Consider the following 15,545-nt stretch of genomic DNA (forward strand, 5'->3'; position numbering starts at 1 on the left):
GTGCCCGTCCTCGACAGCGTCAAGCAGCGCGTCGCCCGCGCGCGGGAGCGGCGTCCTGTCGTCGACCACCTGGTCCGCGCCGTCGAGCACTACGGACAGGTCGACGGCAGCGCGCTGGCCGCCGCGGTGACGTACTTCGCCTTCCTGTCGTTCTTCCCGATCCTCGCCCTCGCCTTCGCGATCTTCGGCCAGGTGACGAAGGTCTACGAGGACGCCCAGGACACGCTCGTCGACGCGGCCAACTCCGTCCTCCCGGGCCTGGTCGGCGGTGACAGCGGGGTCCCGCTCGACACCCTGCAGGACGCGGCGCCGGGGATCTTCAGCGTCGGCATCCTGCTGACCCTCTACTCCGGCCTGGGGTGGCTCTCGGGCATGCGCTCCGCGCTGACGGCGATCTTCGAGGAGCCCGAGCGCGAGCAGCCGAGCTTCGTCGTCGGCAAGCTGCGCGACGTGCTCGCGCTCCTGGCGCTCGGCACCATCCTGGTCGCGAGCGTGGCGGTGTCCGGCGTCGCGACCAAGGTGCTCACCCCGATCATGGAGTGGCTCGCGCTGGGCGTCGTCGCCGAGGGCTTCTTCTGGGTGCTGGCCCTCTGCCTGGGCCTCGCGGCCAACACGTTGCTCTACTTCGCGTTCTTCCGCCTGCTCGCGCAGCCCGACATCCCCAGCAGGGCGCTGTGGTCCGGCGCGCTCCTGGGCGCCCTCCTGTTCGAGATCATGAAGCAGCTGTCCACCTTCCTGCTCAAGGCGACCGCGAGCTCGCCGGCCTTCCAGGCCTTCGGCATCGCGCTGATCCTGCTGGTGTGGATCAACTACTTCTCCCGCGTCGTCGTCCTCTCCGCCGCGTGGTCCCACACCTCGCCGGAGGCCCGCGCCCTCCGCGACGCGCACCGGGTCGCCGACCAGATGCCCGAGGGTCCCGGCATCGACCTCGCCGCGGCAGCGCCCGCCGTACGCTCCGCGTCCTCCGCCCCCGCCACCCCCACCGCGTCCCCGAAGGCCGCCTTCGCCGCCGGCGCGGCCTCGATGCTCGGCCTCGTCGCCCTCCTCCGCCGCCGGGGTTCCTGAGCCTGCTCGAGCGGTGGGTGAGCCACATTCCGCCGCCACCGAAGGTGGCTCCGGCACCGCTCGCCGGCGTGTCGCCCGTGTCGGTGGCGCGGGCGGTGGCCCAGCCACATTCGCGGCTGCTGGAACGTGGGTGAGGCACCGCCCGGAGACGCGAACGAGGGCCGGGGGAGACCCCGGCCCTCGTCGGTGTGGCAGTACGTCGCTCAGTGACCGTGCTTGATCGCGGTGCGGAGGTCGCGGTTGAGCTGGGAGATCACGTCGAGCGGGATCTCCTTGGGGCAGGCAGCGGTGCAGGCACCGATGTTGGTGCAGCCGCCGAAGCCCTCGTGGTCGTGCTGGGCGACCATGTTGACGACGCGCTCGTCGCGCTCGGGCTGGCCCTGGGGGAGCAGGCCGAGGTGGGTGACCTTGGCGCCCATGAAGAGGGAGGCCGAGCCGTTGGGGCAGGCCGCCACGCAGGCGCCGCAGCCGATGCAGGTCGCGACGTTGAAGGCACGGTCGGCGTCGTCCTTGGGGACCGGGACCGAGTGGGCCTCGGGCGCCGAGCCGGTGTTGACCGAGACGTAGCCGCCGGCCTGGATGATGCGGTCGAAGGCGCCGCGGTCGACGACGAGGTCCTTGACGACCGGGAAGGCGTCGGAGCGCCACGGCTCGATCGTGATGGTCTCGCCGTCGGTGAAGGAGCGCATGTGGAGCTGGCAGGTCGTGGTGACCTCCGGACCGTGCGCGTCGCCGTTGATCATCAGCCCGCACATGCCGCAGATGCCCTCGCGGCAGTCGGAGTCGAACGCGATCGGGTCCTCGCCCTGGTCGTTGAGCTGCTCGTTGAGCACGTCGAGCATCTCGAGGAACGACATGTCGGGCGAGACGTCGGCCAGCTGGTAGGTGTGCATCGCACCGGGGCTGACGGCGTCGGGCTGACGCCAGATCTTGAGGGTCAGGTTCATTACTTGTAGCTCCGCTGCTTCATCTCGATAGCCGTGTAGACCAGGTCTTCCTTGTGCAGGACGGGGCGCTCGTCGAGGCCGGCCCACTCCCAGGCGGCGACGTAGGCGAACTCGTCGTCGTGCCGCAGCGCCTCGCCGTCCTCGGTCTGCGACTCGCCACGGAAGTGGCCGCCGCAGGACTCGCGCCGGTTGAGCGCGTCGATGCACATCAGCTCGCCGAGCTCGAAGAAGTCGGCCACGCGGCCGGCCTTCTCCAGCGACTGGTTGAGCGACTCGTTGGTGCCGAGCACCTTGACGTTGCGGTAGAAGTCGTCGCGCAGGCCGCGGATCAGGTCGATCGCCTTCTTGAGGCCCGTCTCCGTGCGCTCCATGCCGCAGTACTCCCACATGATGTTGCCGAGCTCGCGGTGGTACGAGTCGACGCTGCGGGTGCCGTTGACGGACAGGAAGTGCTCGATGCGGTCGGTGACCGACGTGCGCGCCTCGACGACTGCCGGGTGGTCCTCGCCGATGGCCTCGAACGGGCCGTCGGCGAGGTAGTCGCGGATCGTGTGGGGCAGGACGAAGTAGCCGTCGGCCAGGCCCTGCATCAGCGCCGAGGCGCCGAGCCGGTTGGCGCCGTGGTCGGAGAAGTTGGCCTCCCCGGTGACGAACAGGCCGGGGATCGTCGACTGCAGGTCGTAGTCGACCCACAGGCCGCCCATCACGTAGTGCACGGCCGGGTAGATCCGCATCGGGACCGAGTACGGGTCCTCACCGGTGATCCGGGCGTACATGTCGAAGAGGTTGCCGTACTTGTTGGCGACGGCGTCGCGGCCGAGGCGGTCGATCGCGTCGGCGAAGTCGAGGTAGACACCGCGTCGTACGCCGTCCACCTCGGGGCCGACGCCGCGACCCTCGTCGCAGACGTTCTTCGCCGCACGCGACGCGATGTCGCGGGGGACCAGGTTGCCGAAGGAGGGGTAGATCCGCTCCAGGTAGTAGTCGCGGTCCTCCTCGGCGATCTCGCGCGGGTCCTTGTCGCAGTCGGCCTGGTTCTTCGGGACCCAGATGCGGCCGTCGTTGCGCAGCGACTCCGACATCAGCGTCAGCTTGGACTGGTGCGAGCCGGAGACGGGGATGCACGTCGGGTGGATCTGCGTGTAGCAGGGGTTGGCCATGTAGGCGCCCTTGCGGTGCGCGCGCCACGCGGCGGTGACGTTGGAGCCCATCGCGTTGGTGGACAGGTAGAACACGTTGCCGTAGCCGCCGGAGGCGAGGACCACGACGTCGGCGAGGTGGGTCTGGATCTCGCCGGTGACCATGTCCCGGGCGATGATGCCACGGGCCTTGCCGTCGGCGACGATCAGCTCGAGCATCTCGTGGCGGGTGAACATCGACACCGTGCCGGCGGCGATCTGGCGCTCGAGCGCCTGGTAGGCGCCGATCAGCAGCTGCTGGCCCGTCTGGCCGCGGGCGTAGAAGGTGCGCGAGACCTGGACGCCGCCGAAGGAGCGGTTGTCGAGCAGGCCGCCGTACTCGCGGGCGAACGGGACGCCCTGCGCGACGCACTGGTCGATGATGTTCGTGCTGACCTCGGCGAGGCGGTAGACGTTGGACTCCCGCGAGCGGTAGTCGCCGCCCTTGACGGTGTCGTAGAAGAGGCGGTGGACGGAGTCACCGTCCTCCTTGTAGTTCTTCGCGGCGTTGATGCCGCCCTGCGCGGCGATCGAGTGCGCCCGGCGCGGGGAGTCCTGGTAGCAGAACGTCTTGACGTTGTAGCCGGCCTCGCCGAGCGTGGCCGCCGCCGAGGCGCCGGCCAGGCCGGTGCCGACGATGATGATCGAGAGCTTGCGGCGGTTGGCCGGGTTGACGAGGCGGGCCTCGAACTTGCGGTCGGACCAGCGGTCGGCGATCGGGCCCTGCGGCGCCTTCGTGTCGACGAGCGGCGTGCCCGGCGTGTAGTAGCCCGCGGCGTCGTCGTACTCCCCGTCGAGCAACCCGCTGTGGGAGGCCTCCGTCGAGGTGACGGTGTCAGGCATGTCCATGTCGTGGCTGTCGTGGCTCACGTGCGGTGACCCCTTACTTGGTGATGATGCCCGCGAGCACGGCGAGCGGGACGAGGGAGAAGCCGATCGAGACGATCAGCGCGATGACGAAGCCGAACACCTTGGCGCGCTGCCGCTTGGCCGCGGTGCCGGTCCAGCCGAGGGTCTGCGCGGCGCTCCAGATGCCGTGGTGGAGGTGCGCGCCCAGGGCGAGCATCGCGACGATGTAGATGAGCGTCATCCACCAGACGTCGAAGGTGTCGACCATCAGGTCGTAGGGGTCGTTGGTGGCGCCGCCCTGCGGGTTGACCTTGCCGATGGTGAAGTTGAGCAGGTGCCAGATCAGGAAGACCAGGATGGTCACGCCACCCCAGCGCATCATCAGGCTGGCCCGCGTCGTGCCGGTGTTCTTCTTCACGACGTACTTGGTGGTGCGGGCCCGGGCCGCGCGACGCCACAGCACGAACGCGCAGGCGACGTGCACGACCAGCGACAGGATCAGGCCGAGGCGCAGGATCCACAGGGCGCCCTCGTGCGGCAGCATCGGCTCCCCGAGCTCGCGCAGGTGGTGGGCGTACTCGTTGAACGCGTCGTGGCCGGCGAACGCCTTGAGGTTGCCGTACATGTGCGCGAGCACGAAGCCGAGGAAGATGAAGCCGCTGACCGCCATGCCCAGCTTGAGCGCGATGGTGGTGCGCGAGGCCCGCGCACCCTTCACCAGCGTGGGCCGAGGGGGAGTGAGTTGGGTTGCCACGTCGCCACGTTATCGCGGCACTCCGACGCACGACGCGCCGAGGGCGTGTGACGTTTTGCTGGGCGCGGTGTCTTCCGCTCAGGCGTGACACAGGTCATAGTCGGGACCGTCGTCCGGGACCACCCTCCCGGATCGTCGGGACCTTCACGGAGGACGTATGGCGACAACCGACCACGGCGTGACCAGTCCGACCCGCGCGCGCATCGACGTGCGGACGTTGCGCCAGGACCGGTGGTGGCTCTCGCCCCTGACGACGTTCGTCGTGTTCACTGCGTTCGTCGTCTACGCGACGCTCCGCGCCTTCATGGGACGCGACTACTACGCCACCCCTTACCTGTCGCCGTTCTACTCGCCGTGCCTGGGCGACTGCGTCGAGGGAGCCTCCGACTTCGGCCAGCCGTTCGCGTGGTGGCCGCTGTCCGCGGCGCTGATCATCCTGATCTTCCCGCTGGGCTTCCGGATGACCTGCTACTACTACCGCAAGGCCTACTACCGGGCCTTCTGGCTGAGCCCGCCCGCGTGCGGCGTCGCCGAGCCCCACGGGTCCTACTCGGGCGAGACCAGGTTCCCGCTGATCCTGCAGAACGTCCACCGCTGGTTCTGGTACGCCGCCGTGCTGGTCGGCCTGGTGCTCACCTTCGACACGGTCCTCGCGTTCCGGCCGATGCCGGCGGAGTACGCCGTCGGCGACGGCGAGACCAGCGGCGTCCACATGGGCCTGGGCACGCTGCTGATGATCGTCAACATCGCCTTCATCTGGCTCTACACGCTGTCGTGCCACTCCTGCCGCCACATCGTCGGCGGCCGGCTGCGCCACTTCTCCAGGCACCCCGTCCGCTACCGCCTGTGGACCTGGGTGTCGCGGCTCAACGAGAGCCACGGCAGGTGGGCGTGGTACTCGCTGTTCTCGGTCGCGATCGTCGACCTCTACATCTACCTGCTCGCCACGGGCACCATCCAGGACGTGAGGTTTTTCTAGGTGACCGACACCAGGCACCCGATGACGGGCAACGAGATGTCGTACTACGCCGAGGGTGGCATCGAGCGCCACCGGTACGACGTGGTGGTGGTCGGCGCCGGCGGGGCGGGCCTGCGGGCGGCGATCGCCGCGCACGAGGCGGGCGCGGAGACCGCGATCGTGTGCAAGTCGCTGCTCGGCAAGGCGCACACCGTGATGGCCGAGGGCGGCATCGCCGCGGCGATGGGCAACCGCTGGCTCGAGGACAACTGGGAGGTCCACTTCCGCGACACCATGCGCGGCGGCAAGATGCTCAACCACTGGCGGATGGCGCAGCTGCACGCCCAGGAGGCTCCCGAGCGGGTGCTCGAGCTCGAGGACTGGGGCGCGCTGTTCGACCGCACCGAGGACGGGCTGATCAGCCAGCGCGACTTCGGCGGCCACAAGTACGCCCGCCTCGCGCACGTCGGCGACCGGACCGGCCTCGAGATGATCCGCACGCTCCAGCAGCGCGCGGTGCAGGTCGGCATCGACGTCTTCATGGAGTGCACCGTCACCGACCTGCTCAAGGACGACGCGGGTGCCCTCTCGGGCGTCTTCGGCTACTGGCGCGAGACCGGTCGCTTCGTGACGATCGAGGCTCCTGCCGTCGTCCTCGCCACGGGCGGGATCGGCAAGTCGTTCAAGGTGACGTCCAACTCCTGGGAGTACACCGGCGACGGCCACGCGCTGGCGCTGCGGGCCGGGGCGTCGCTCATCAACATGGAGTTCGTGCAGTTCCACCCGACCGGGATGGTCTGGCCGCCGTCGGTGAAGGGCTTGCTCGTCACCGAGTCCGTGCGCGGCGACGGCGGCGTCCTGAAGAACTCCGAGGGCAAGCGCTTCATGTTCGACTACATCCCCGACTTCTTCCGGGCGGAGACCGCCGACACGGAGGAGGAGGCGGACCGGTGGTACGACGACAAGAAGAACAACCGCAGACCCCCTGAGCTGCTGCCGCGCGACGAGGTGGCGAGGGCCATCAACTCCGAGATCAAGGCCGGCCGCGGGTCACCGCACGGCGGGATCTACCTCGACATCGCCTCGCGGCGCGACCCCGACTTCATCCGCAAGCGACTGCCGTCGATGTACCACCAGTTCAAGGAGCTCGCGGACGTCGACATCACCCAGGAGCCGATGGAGATCGGGCCGACCTGCCACTACGTGATGGGCGGCATCGAGGTCGACCCGGACACCGAGCTCAGCTCCGTCACCGGCCTCTACGCGGTCGGAGAGTGCTCGGGCGGGATGCACGGCTCGAACCGGCTGGGCGGCAACAGCCTCTCCGACCTGCTGGTCTTCGGCCGGCGCGCCGGCGAGGCCGCAGCGGCGTACGTCGCGGGGCTGGCGCAGCGCCCGGCCGTCACCGACGAGTCGGTGCGGGCCGGCGAGTGGTCGGCGCTGACACCGTTCCAGGTCGAGGGCGGCGACAACCCCTACACGATCCAGCAGGAGCTGCAGCAGACGATGAACGACCTCGTCGGCATCATCCGCACCGCCGAGGAGCTCACGCAGGCGCTGGTGCGGATCGAGGAGCTCAAGGAGCGGGCGCAGCGGATGTCGGTGGAGGGCCACCGCCAGTACAACCCCGGCTGGCACCTCGCCCTCGACCTGCGCAACATGCTGGTCGTCTCGGAGTCGATCGCGAAGGCGGCGCTCGCGCGCCGGGAGTCCCGCGGTGGCCACACGCGGGACGACTACCCGAAGACCGACCCCGAGTGGGGCACGAAGAACCTCGTCGTGCGCCTCGACGACGCCGGCACCGGCGTGACCCTCGCCGAGCAGCCTCTGCCCGAGATGCCCGACGACCTGCTCCGCCACTTCCAGTAGGGCCCACTTCGAGGAGAGATGACCATGGCCTACGACCTGAAGCTGCGCGTGTGGAGGGGCGACCGGGACGGGGGAGACCTGCAGGACTACACCGTCGAGGTCTCCGAGGGCGAGGTCGTGCTCGACGCACTGCACCGGCTGCAGGCGACGCAGACCGGCGACCTCGCGATCCGGTGGAACTGCAAGGCCGGCAAGTGCGGGTCGTGCAGCGCGGAGGTCAACGGCCGGCCGCGGCTGATGTGCATGACGCGGTTGTCCGACTTCGAGCCCGAGGAGACGATCACGGTCACGCCGATGCGGACGTTCCCGGTCATCCGCGACCTCGTCACCGACGTGTCGTTCAACTACCGCAAGGCCCGCGAGCTGCCGTACGCCGAGCTCGGCCCGCGCGACGCCGACGGCAAGCGAAGGATGATGCAGGTCGACGTCGAGCGCGGGCAGGAGTTCCGCAAGTGCATCGAGTGCTTCCTGTGCCAGGACGTCTGCCACGTCGTGCGCGACCACGAGGACAACAAGCAGCACTTCGCCGGACCACGCTTCTTCATCCGCTACGCCGAGCTCGACATGCACCCGCTCGACACCCACGACCGCCGCAAGCTGGCGCAGGAGGCGGCGGGCCTCGGGATGTGCAACATCACCAAGTGCTGCACCGAGGTGTGCCCGGAGGGCATCCACATCACCGACAACGCGATCATCCCGATGAAGGAGCGCGTGGTCGACCGCAAGTACGACCCCCTGGTGTGGCTCGGCAACAAGATCGGGATCCGCAACAAGGACAACGAGGGCCGCGCGGAGGTCTGAGAGGTGTTCCGCGACGACTTCGACGGCGACGGGCTCGACCGGTCGGTCTGGCTTCCGCACTACCTGCCGGCGTGGAGCTCACGCGCGGCGACGCTCGCGAGCCACCGGCTCGAGGACGGCCGGCTCGTGCTCGACGTGCCGGTCGACCACCCGGTGTGGTGCCCCGACGACCACGCCCCACCGTTGCGCGTCTCCGGCATCCAGTCGGGCAGCTGGTCGGGACCGCTCGGCAGCACCCGCGGCCAGCAGCGGTTCGCCGACGGCCTGACGGTCAGGGAGGAGCAACCGCGCTTCGAGGGCTGGCTGCCGGCGTCGGGGCACGTCGAGATCCGGTGCGCGATGGACCTGTCTCACCGTTCGATGGCCGCCCTCTGGATGGCGGGGTTCGAGGACGACGAGGAGCAGCTGCGCTGCGGCGAGCTTTGCGTCGTGGAGGTCTTCGGCAACGCGTTGCGGTCGGGGTCCGCCGAGGTGGGCGTGGGCATCAAGGCGTTCCGCGACCCGGCGCTCACCCAGGACTTCGCGGCGCCCCGGGTCGACATCGACGTGTCCGGGTTCCACACCTACGCGGTCGACTGGGACGCCGACGTCGCGGTGTTCACCGTCGACGGCGAGGAGCTGCGTCGCTGCCCGCGCCCGCCGACGTACCCGCTGCAGCTCATGGTCGCGGTCTTCGACTTCCCGGACGATTCCACCGGCGACGACGACCACCTGGTGCCGCGGCTGGTCGTCGACCACGTCGCCGGCTGGTAGGTCACCACCGCGACGTCGGCGAGGTCCGCCCGAGGTAGGCCTGCGAGGCGCGCGCGACGAGCGGGTGCCGGTCGGCGTGGTGGACGGCCCGCTCGCGCATCCAGAACCCACCGGCCCGCAGCTGGCTGGTCAGGACCTCGGTCGGCCCCGGCAGCCGGCCCTCCCGCTCGGCGAACGCACGCCGGTAGCGCCGGAACAGGCGCCCGTGGTCGAGGGCCATCGACGCCAGTGCCGCCTGGGTGGCGTCGAGCAGCTCGGCGTCCGTGACCGCGTCGAGGGCCGGGCCGGCCGCCGCGACGTCGGCGGGGACCAGGTCGGACAGGTCACCGTGGACCGTGAGGTCGCGGTGTCCCAGCTCGGCGACCAGCCGTTCGCCGTACGACCTGGCCCACCCGAGGTGCTCGGGCGGCAGCTCGAGCGGCCGTGTGGTCGCCCCGGCGAGCCGCGAGCGGATGCCGGCCTCGATCACGAACCGGTGCTGCGTGTCGTTGAACGTCCTGCCCACCGCCTCGTTGAGCCGGCGCACCACCTCGAGCTCGGCCGCGCCGAGCGAGACGTTGCGGACCACCTGCTGCTCGCCGGGCCACCCGGCGGGCAGGTGCGACGCCGCGGCGAAGCGCGCCAGCAGGGCCCCGCCCGGCGTGCCGCGGGTTGGCACGGTGACCAGCCGGACCCGCCCGGGCGGCACGACGGACGACCACGTGTCGACCACCCGGAGCAGGTCGTGGCGCCAGTGGAAGGACATGCCCACGCTCGGCGGCGCGCCCTCCTCCCCTCGCACCGATGCCACGAACTCCGCCCAGGTGGTGGTGCCTCCGTTGACGATCGTCTGCTGCCAGGCCGACACCAGCGTCCGAGCCACGTCGCGTGCACCGACGACGACGTGCACCCGGTGACCCGCGAGCGCACGCACGAGCCGACGCGCCTGTCGTGGGCGCGCCAGCGAGAGCTCCTCCTCCGAGATCACCACCGTCGGGCCGTCGTGGGCCGACACGAGGTCGACCAGCCGGCCCAGCGCCCCTGCGGCCTCGCCGCGCTGCTCGCCGCCCACCCGTTGGCCGAGCAGGTCGTAGGCCGCGAGGCGCTGGGCTCGGTGGCCCCCCGGGAAGAGCACCCCTGCGGCGGCGAGCTGCTCCGCCGTGGCCGCGAGGGCGCCCTGGATCGTCGTCGTCCCTGTCTTGTAGAGACCCACGTGGAGGAAGACGTCCGGCATGGCCACGACGCTAGGAACGACGGGCAGCGAGCACATGGGGCCGACGTCCCGGCCCGCCGGGAATCTCCGGCAGCCCGGCCGGGACGGTGACCTATCCCATAGCCGTCGCCAGTGACCCTCGCCACGCGACGGGCCTATCCTGCGCAGCATGACCGACCTCCCTGGTGGCCACCCCGATGGCCTCGACGGTGGGCTCGACGAGCCCGAGGAGCTGCAGCCCGCGGAGGGCTCGCTCCGCCTCGTCGGCGACGGCGACTCCTACGACGTCGCGGCGTGGGAGGCGGCCACGGCCGCCGTGCTGCGCAAGGCCCGCCGGCTCGGCGAGGACGCGCCCGACTCCGACGTCTGGGCGGCGCTGACCCGCACGACGCTCGACGGCATCGACGTCGCCCCGGTAGGCCAGCCCTCCGACCTCGACGGGCTGACCACCGGCGGCCGCCCGTCCCGCCGGGGGGCATGGGACGTGCGTACGTCGCTGGTCGGCGACGACGCGGCGGCCATCAACGAGGCGGCCCTCGTCGACCTCGACAACGGCGCGGCCTCGCTGTACCTCGACCCCTCCGATCTGGCGGCGGACGACCTCGCCACCGCGCTGCGCGGCGTGCTGCTCGACCTCGCCCCGGTGACGCTCGAGCGGCCCACCGCCGAGCAGTCCGAGGCCCTGGCACGGCTGCTCGAGGACACCCCGGGCGACCCGCACCCGGGCAACAACCTGTCCGCCGACCCGGCCACCGCGCTGGCCTTCGGCGAAGGCATCCCCGAGGGCGGCCGGTCGGTGGCGGAGTCGTTCGTCGACACGGTCCGTCGGGCGCAGGCGCTGGGCGTGCTGGGTGCCGTCGTCGACGGGACCGCACTGCACGACCGCGGGGCCAGCGACGCCCAGGAGCTGGGCTGGACGATGGCCGTGGGCGTGCACTACCTCCGCCTCCTCACCGACGCCGGCCTGACGGTCGACGAGGCGGCCGGGCTCCTCGAGTTCCGCTACGCCGCCACCGACGAGCAGTTCCCGACGATCGCCAAGCTGCGCGCTGCCCGCCGGCTCTGGGCGCGGGTGCTGGAGGCGTCCGGGAGCGAGCGGGGTTCCGACGGCGTCGCGCAGCGCCAGCACGTGGTGACCAGCCGCGCGATGATGACGAAGTACGACCCCTGGGTGAACATGCTCCGCGGCACCGTCGCCGCCTTCGCCGCAGGAGTCGCCGGCGCCGACGCGCTCACGGTCGTCCCCTTCGACGAGCGGCTCGGCCGGCCCGACGCGTTCGGCCGCCGGATCGCCCGCAACACCTCGTCGCTGCTGATCGAGGAGTCCCACGTCGCCACGGTCACCGACCCGGCGGGCGGCTCCTACGCCGTGGAGCGGCTGACCGACGACCTCGCGGTCGCCGGCTGGGCCGAGCTGGGCCGGATCGAGGCCGACGGCGGCTTCGGCGAGCGGGCGGCCGCCGGTGTGAAGGAGCGGGTCTCCGCGGTCCGCGCGACGCGCGACGAGGGCATCGCCGACCGGTCGCGCCCGCTGACGGGCGTCTCGGAGTTCCCCCACCTCGCGGAGGTGCTGCCCGAGCGCGAGCTCTGGGGGCGTGCCGGTGTCCACTACGGCTGGGCCTACGAGGACATGCGCGCCCAGCCCGCCACGACGCCGGTCTTCCTCGCGACCATGGGCCCGATCGCCGCCCACACCGCTCGCGCGACCTTCGCGACCAACCTGCTCGCGGCCGGCGGCGTCGCCGTCGAGTCGGCCGGGGCGACGTCCGACGTGGCGTCGGTGACGGCGGCCTACGCGGGCCAGCCCGTGGTCTGCCTCGCGGGCACCGACGCGGCCTACGCCGAGTGGGGCGCCGACCTCGTGGCGGCGCTGCGCGCGGCAGGGGCGTCGTACGTCGTGCTGGCCGGCAAGCCGGGGGAGCGGACCGTGACCGACGTGGACGACTCGTGCGCGATGGGAGTCGATGCGCTCGGCTTCCTCCGCCGGATCCGAGAGGAGCTCGCCCGATGAGCATCCCGAAGAACTTCGCCGACGTCCCGCTCGGGGGTCTCGCGACAGGACCTCGTCCGTCCTCGACCACCGAGGGCACGGGTGAGCCCTGGCGCAGCCCGGAGGGGATCGACGTCCTCCCCGTCTACGGCCCCGAGCACCTCGAGGGCCTCGACGGCCTCGACACCTGGCCCGGCCTGGCGCCGTTCCTGCGCGGGCCCTACCCGACGATGTACACGACGCAGCCGTGGACGATCCGGCAGTACGCCGGCTTCTCGACCGCCGAGGAGTCCAACGCGTTCTACCGCCGCAACCTCGCGGCCGGCCAGAAGGGCCTGAGCGTCGCCTTCGACCTCGCGACGCACCGCGGCTACGACTCCGACCACCCGCGGGTGCGCGGCGACGTCGGCATGGCGGGCGTGGCGATCGACTCGATCTACGACGCCCGCACCCTCTTCGACGGCATCCCGCTCGACGAGATGTCGGTGTCGATGACGATGAACGGCGCCGTGCTGCCGGTCCTCGCGCTCTACATCGCGGCGGCCGAGGAGCAGGGGGTGAGGCCGGAGCAGCTTGCGGGGACCATCCAGAACGACATCCTCAAGGAGTTCATGGTCCGCAACACCTACATCTACCCGCCGGCGCCGAGCATGCGGATCATCAGCGACATCTTCGCCTTCACCTCGCAGCGGATGCCGCGCTTCAACTCGATCTCGATCTCCGGCTACCACATCCAGGAGGCCGGGGCGACCGCCGACCTCGAGCTCGCGTACACGCTGGCCGACGGCGTCGAGTACATCCGCGCCGGCCTCGACACCGGCATGACGATCGACCAGTTCGCACCGCGCCTGTCCTTCTTCTGGGCGATCGGGATGAACTTCTTCATGGAGGTCGCGAAGATGCGCGCGGCCCGCGCGCTGTGGGCGCGGCTCGTCGACGACTTCGACCCCCAGAACCCCAAGTCCCGCTCGTTGCGCACCCACAGCCAGACCTCGGGCTGGTCGCTGACCGCCCAGGACGTCTTCAACAACGTGGGTCGCACCTGCATCGAGGCGATGGCCGCGACCCAGGGGCACACCCAGTCGCTGCACACCAACGCGCTCGACGAGGCGATCGCGCTGCCGACCGACTTCTCCGCACGCATCGCGCGCAACACCCAGCTGCTGCTGCAGCAGGAGAGCGGCACCACGCAGGTCATCGACCCCTGGGCCGGTTCCTACTACGTCGAGAAGCTCACCCACGACCTCGCCGAGCGCGCCTGGGCGCACATCCAGGAGGCCGAGCGGGCCGGCGGCATGGCCGCGGCGATCGAGCAGGGCATCCCCAAGATGCGCATCGAGGAGGCGGCCGCCCGCACCCAGGCGCGCATCGACTCCGGTGTCCAGAAGGTCATCGGCGTCAACACCTACCGCCTCGCCGCCGAGGACAAGCTCGACGTGCTGCGCGTCGACAACGACGACGTCTACCGCCAGCAGGTGGCCAAGCTCGAGCGGCTGCGCGCCGAGCGCGACGACGACGCCGTACGCCGGTCGCTGGAGGCGCTGACGGCGTCGGCCGAGCGCGGCCCGGTCGGTGGCGGTTCGCTCGAGGGCAACCTCCTCGCGCTGGCCGTCGACGCGGCCCGCGCGAAGGCCACGGTCGGGGAGATCTCCGACGCGCTCGAGAAGGTCTACGGCCGCCACCAGGCGGTCATCCGTACGATCAGCGGCGTGTACCGCGACGAGGCAGGCGCCCCCGAGGGCAGCGCCGTCGCCGCGGTCCTGCAGGCCACCGAGGAGTTCGAGGCCGAGGAGGGGCGTCGCCCGCGCATCCTCGTGGCCAAGATGGGCCAGGACGGCCACGACCGCGGCCAGAAGGTCGTCGTCACCGCCTTCGCCGACCTCGGCTTCGACGTCGACGTCGGGCCGCTGTTCTCCACGCCCGAGGAGGTCGCCCAGCAGGCGATCGACGCCGACGTCCACATCGTCGGTGTCTCCTCGCTGGCGGCCGGCCACCTGACGCTGCTGCCCGCCCTCAAGCAGGCGCTCGCCGACCAGGGCCGCCCCGACATCATGGTCGTCATCGGCGGCGTGATCCCGCCCGACGACGTGCCCACCCTCAAGGAGATGGGCGCGGCGGCGGTGTTCCTGCCGGGCACGGTCATCGCGGAGTCGGCCCTCGACCTGATCGCGCGCCTGCGGGAACAGCACGCCGGCTGATGCCGCGCCCGATCGACGTCGCCGCGCTGGTCGCGGGCGTGCAGGACGGCCAGCGGGCCGCGGTCGCGCGCGCGATCACCCTGGTGGAGTCGTCGCGTCCCGAGCACCGCCTCGCCGCGCGCGAGCTGCTCACCGAGCTGGCGGCCCGCGAGCACCCGACGGCGACCCGCGTCGGGATCTCCGGGGTCCCCGGGGTGGGCAAGTCGACCTTCATCGAGGCGCTCGGCACCCGACTCACCCGAGCGGGTCACCGGGTCGGCGTCCTCGCCGTGGACCCGTCGTCGGTGCGCACCGGCGGGTCGGTGCTCGGCGACAAGACCCGCATGGCCACGCTGTCGGTCGACCCCGGCGCCTTCATCCGGCCCTCGCCCTCGGCCGGCACGCTGGGTGGCGTCGCGCGCGCGACCACGCAGGCGATGCTGGTGCTCGAGGCGGCGGCGTACGACGTCGTCCTGGTCGAGACGGTCGGCGTGGGGCAGTCCGAGGTCACCGTCGCCGGGATGGTCGACACCTTCCTCTTCCTCACCCTCGCCCGCACCGGTGACCAGCTGCAGGGCATCAAGAAGGGCATCCTCGAGATCGCCGACGTGGTCGCGGTCAACAAGGCCGACGGTGACCACGAGGCCGACGCCCGCGTGGCCGCCCGCGAGCTCGCCGGTGCACTGCGGCTCGTACGGGGCCACGCCGAGTGGGCGCCACCGGTCGTCACCTGCTCCGCGCTGACGGGGAAGGGCGTCGACGACGTGTGGCAGCGCGTGCTCGCCCACCGCGAGCACCTCGGCGTCGACGGCCTGGCCCACAAGCGCGCGGGGCAGCAGCTCGAGTTCACCTGGGCCCTCGTGCGCGACGAGCTGGACCAGCGGCTGCGCTCCTCGCCCGGCGTCGCCGCGGTGCGCGACGACGTACGCCGCGCCGTGCTGTCCGGTGAGCTCCCGGCCCCGCTGGCCGCGGATCGGCTACTCGCCGCCTACGACGGGCGCGCCACCTAGAC

The 15,545-nt window shown here is 71.4% G+C and carries 12 protein-coding genes; 8 read left to right on the plus strand and 4 right to left on the minus strand.

The window, feature by feature from the left end; genetic code table 11:
• Positions 1 to 1,065, plus strand: a complete 1,065-nt coding sequence (locus tag NYO98_RS03250; protein WP_268110087.1) for a YihY/virulence factor BrkB family protein — start codon at positions 1 to 3, stop codon at positions 1,063 to 1,065.
• A 203-nt stretch (positions 1,066 to 1,268) separates the two neighbouring features.
• Here the strand turns inward: NYO98_RS03250 and NYO98_RS03255 are convergent, their stop codons facing one another.
• The 3 genes from NYO98_RS03255 to NYO98_RS03265 are packed head-to-tail and all read right to left on the minus strand — an operon-like array spanning position 1,269 to position 4,793.
• Positions 1,269 to 2,012, minus strand: coding sequence for a succinate dehydrogenase/fumarate reductase iron-sulfur subunit (locus NYO98_RS03255; protein WP_268110088.1), 744 nt, complete (start codon positions 2,010 to 2,012; stop codon positions 1,269 to 1,271).
• Positions 2,012 to 4,033 carry a fumarate reductase/succinate dehydrogenase flavoprotein subunit gene (locus NYO98_RS03260; RefSeq protein ID WP_268110089.1) on the minus strand — a complete coding sequence of 674 codons (2,022 nt, stop codon included), beginning with the start codon at positions 4,031 to 4,033 and terminating at the stop codon, positions 2,012 to 2,014. The genes NYO98_RS03255 and NYO98_RS03260 overlap by 1 nt, the downstream gene beginning before the upstream one ends.
• A gap of 40 nt (positions 4,034 to 4,073) precedes the next feature.
• The gene (locus NYO98_RS03265) at positions 4,074 to 4,793 is read right to left on the minus strand and encodes a succinate dehydrogenase cytochrome b subunit (protein WP_268110090.1); all 720 of its coding nucleotides are present in this window, start codon (positions 4,791 to 4,793) and stop codon (positions 4,074 to 4,076) included.
• 178 nt (positions 4,794 to 4,971) lie between these two features.
• Between NYO98_RS03265 and NYO98_RS03270 the strand changes: the two genes are divergently transcribed.
• The 4 genes from NYO98_RS03270 to NYO98_RS03285 are packed head-to-tail and all read left to right on the plus strand — an operon-like array spanning position 4,972 to position 9,174.
• Entirely contained in the window at positions 4,972 to 5,772 is an 801-nt protein-coding gene (locus NYO98_RS03270; protein ID WP_268110091.1) for a hypothetical protein, read from the plus strand.
• Positions 5,773 to 7,620 (plus strand): fumarate reductase/succinate dehydrogenase flavoprotein subunit, encoded by a 1,848-nt coding sequence (locus tag NYO98_RS03275; RefSeq protein ID WP_268110092.1) that lies wholly within the window; start codon positions 5,773 to 5,775, stop codon positions 7,618 to 7,620.
• A gap of 24 nt (positions 7,621 to 7,644) precedes the next feature.
• A complete protein-coding gene (locus tag NYO98_RS03280) occupies positions 7,645 to 8,421 on the plus strand; it encodes a succinate dehydrogenase/fumarate reductase iron-sulfur subunit (RefSeq protein WP_268110093.1) in 777 nt (258 codons plus the stop codon).
• A gap of 3 nt (positions 8,422 to 8,424) precedes the next feature.
• Positions 8,425 to 9,174: a glycoside hydrolase family 16 protein gene (locus tag NYO98_RS03285; RefSeq protein WP_268110094.1), complete on the plus strand. Its 750-nt coding sequence runs from the start codon at positions 8,425 to 8,427 to the stop codon at positions 9,172 to 9,174.
• A gap of 1 nt (position 9,175) precedes the next feature.
• Here NYO98_RS03285 and NYO98_RS03290 read toward each other — a convergent pair whose 3' ends face one another.
• Positions 9,176 to 10,387 (minus strand): hypothetical protein, encoded by a 1,212-nt coding sequence (locus NYO98_RS03290; RefSeq protein WP_268110095.1) that lies wholly within the window; start codon positions 10,385 to 10,387, stop codon positions 9,176 to 9,178.
• Between the two features lie 148 nt (positions 10,388 to 10,535).
• Here NYO98_RS03290 and NYO98_RS03295 point away from each other — a divergent pair, with 148 nt between their 5' ends.
• Genes NYO98_RS03295 through meaB form a run of 3 tightly spaced genes read left to right on the plus strand, consistent with a single transcriptional unit; the run spans position 10,536 to position 15,543 of the window.
• Positions 10,536 to 12,377, plus strand: a complete 1,842-nt coding sequence (locus tag NYO98_RS03295) for a methylmalonyl-CoA mutase family protein (RefSeq protein ID WP_268110096.1) — start codon at positions 10,536 to 10,538, stop codon at positions 12,375 to 12,377.
• Positions 12,374 to 14,554, plus strand: coding sequence for a methylmalonyl-CoA mutase (gene scpA / locus NYO98_RS03300; protein ID WP_268110097.1), 2,181 nt, complete (start codon positions 12,374 to 12,376; stop codon positions 14,552 to 14,554). Before NYO98_RS03295 ends, scpA begins: the two co-directional genes overlap by 4 nt.
• A complete protein-coding gene (gene meaB, locus NYO98_RS03305) occupies positions 14,554 to 15,543 on the plus strand; it encodes a methylmalonyl Co-A mutase-associated GTPase MeaB (protein WP_268110098.1) in 990 nt (329 codons plus the stop codon). The genes scpA and meaB overlap by 1 nt, the downstream gene beginning before the upstream one ends.
• Positions 15,544 to 15,545: the final 2 nt, after the last annotated feature.

This window comes from Nocardioides pini, assembly GCF_026712185.1.
Lineage (GTDB): Bacteria > Actinomycetota > Actinomycetes > Propionibacteriales > Nocardioidaceae > Nocardioides > Nocardioides pini.

Excerpts from the sequence above, each read along its gene's own strand:
- NYO98_RS03255 (WP_268110088.1), bottom strand. The coding sequence starts at position 2,012 with ATGAACCTGACCCTCAAGATCTGGCGTCAGCCCGACGCCGTCAGCCCC.
- NYO98_RS03260 (WP_268110089.1), bottom strand. The coding sequence starts at position 4,033 with ATGCCTGACACCGTCACCTCGACGGAGGCCTCCCACAGCGGGTTGCTC.
- NYO98_RS03280 (WP_268110093.1), top strand. The coding sequence starts at position 7,645 with ATGGCCTACGACCTGAAGCTGCGCGTGTGGAGGGGCGACCGGGACGGG.
- NYO98_RS03290 (WP_268110095.1), bottom strand. The coding sequence starts at position 10,387 with ATGCCGGACGTCTTCCTCCACGTGGGTCTCTACAAGACAGGGACGACG.
- NYO98_RS03295 (WP_268110096.1), top strand. The coding sequence starts at position 10,536 with ATGACCGACCTCCCTGGTGGCCACCCCGATGGCCTCGACGGTGGGCTC.
- scpA (WP_268110097.1), top strand. The coding sequence starts at position 12,374 with ATGAGCATCCCGAAGAACTTCGCCGACGTCCCGCTCGGGGGTCTCGCG.
- meaB (WP_268110098.1), top strand. The coding sequence starts at position 14,554 with ATGCCGCGCCCGATCGACGTCGCCGCGCTGGTCGCGGGCGTGCAGGAC.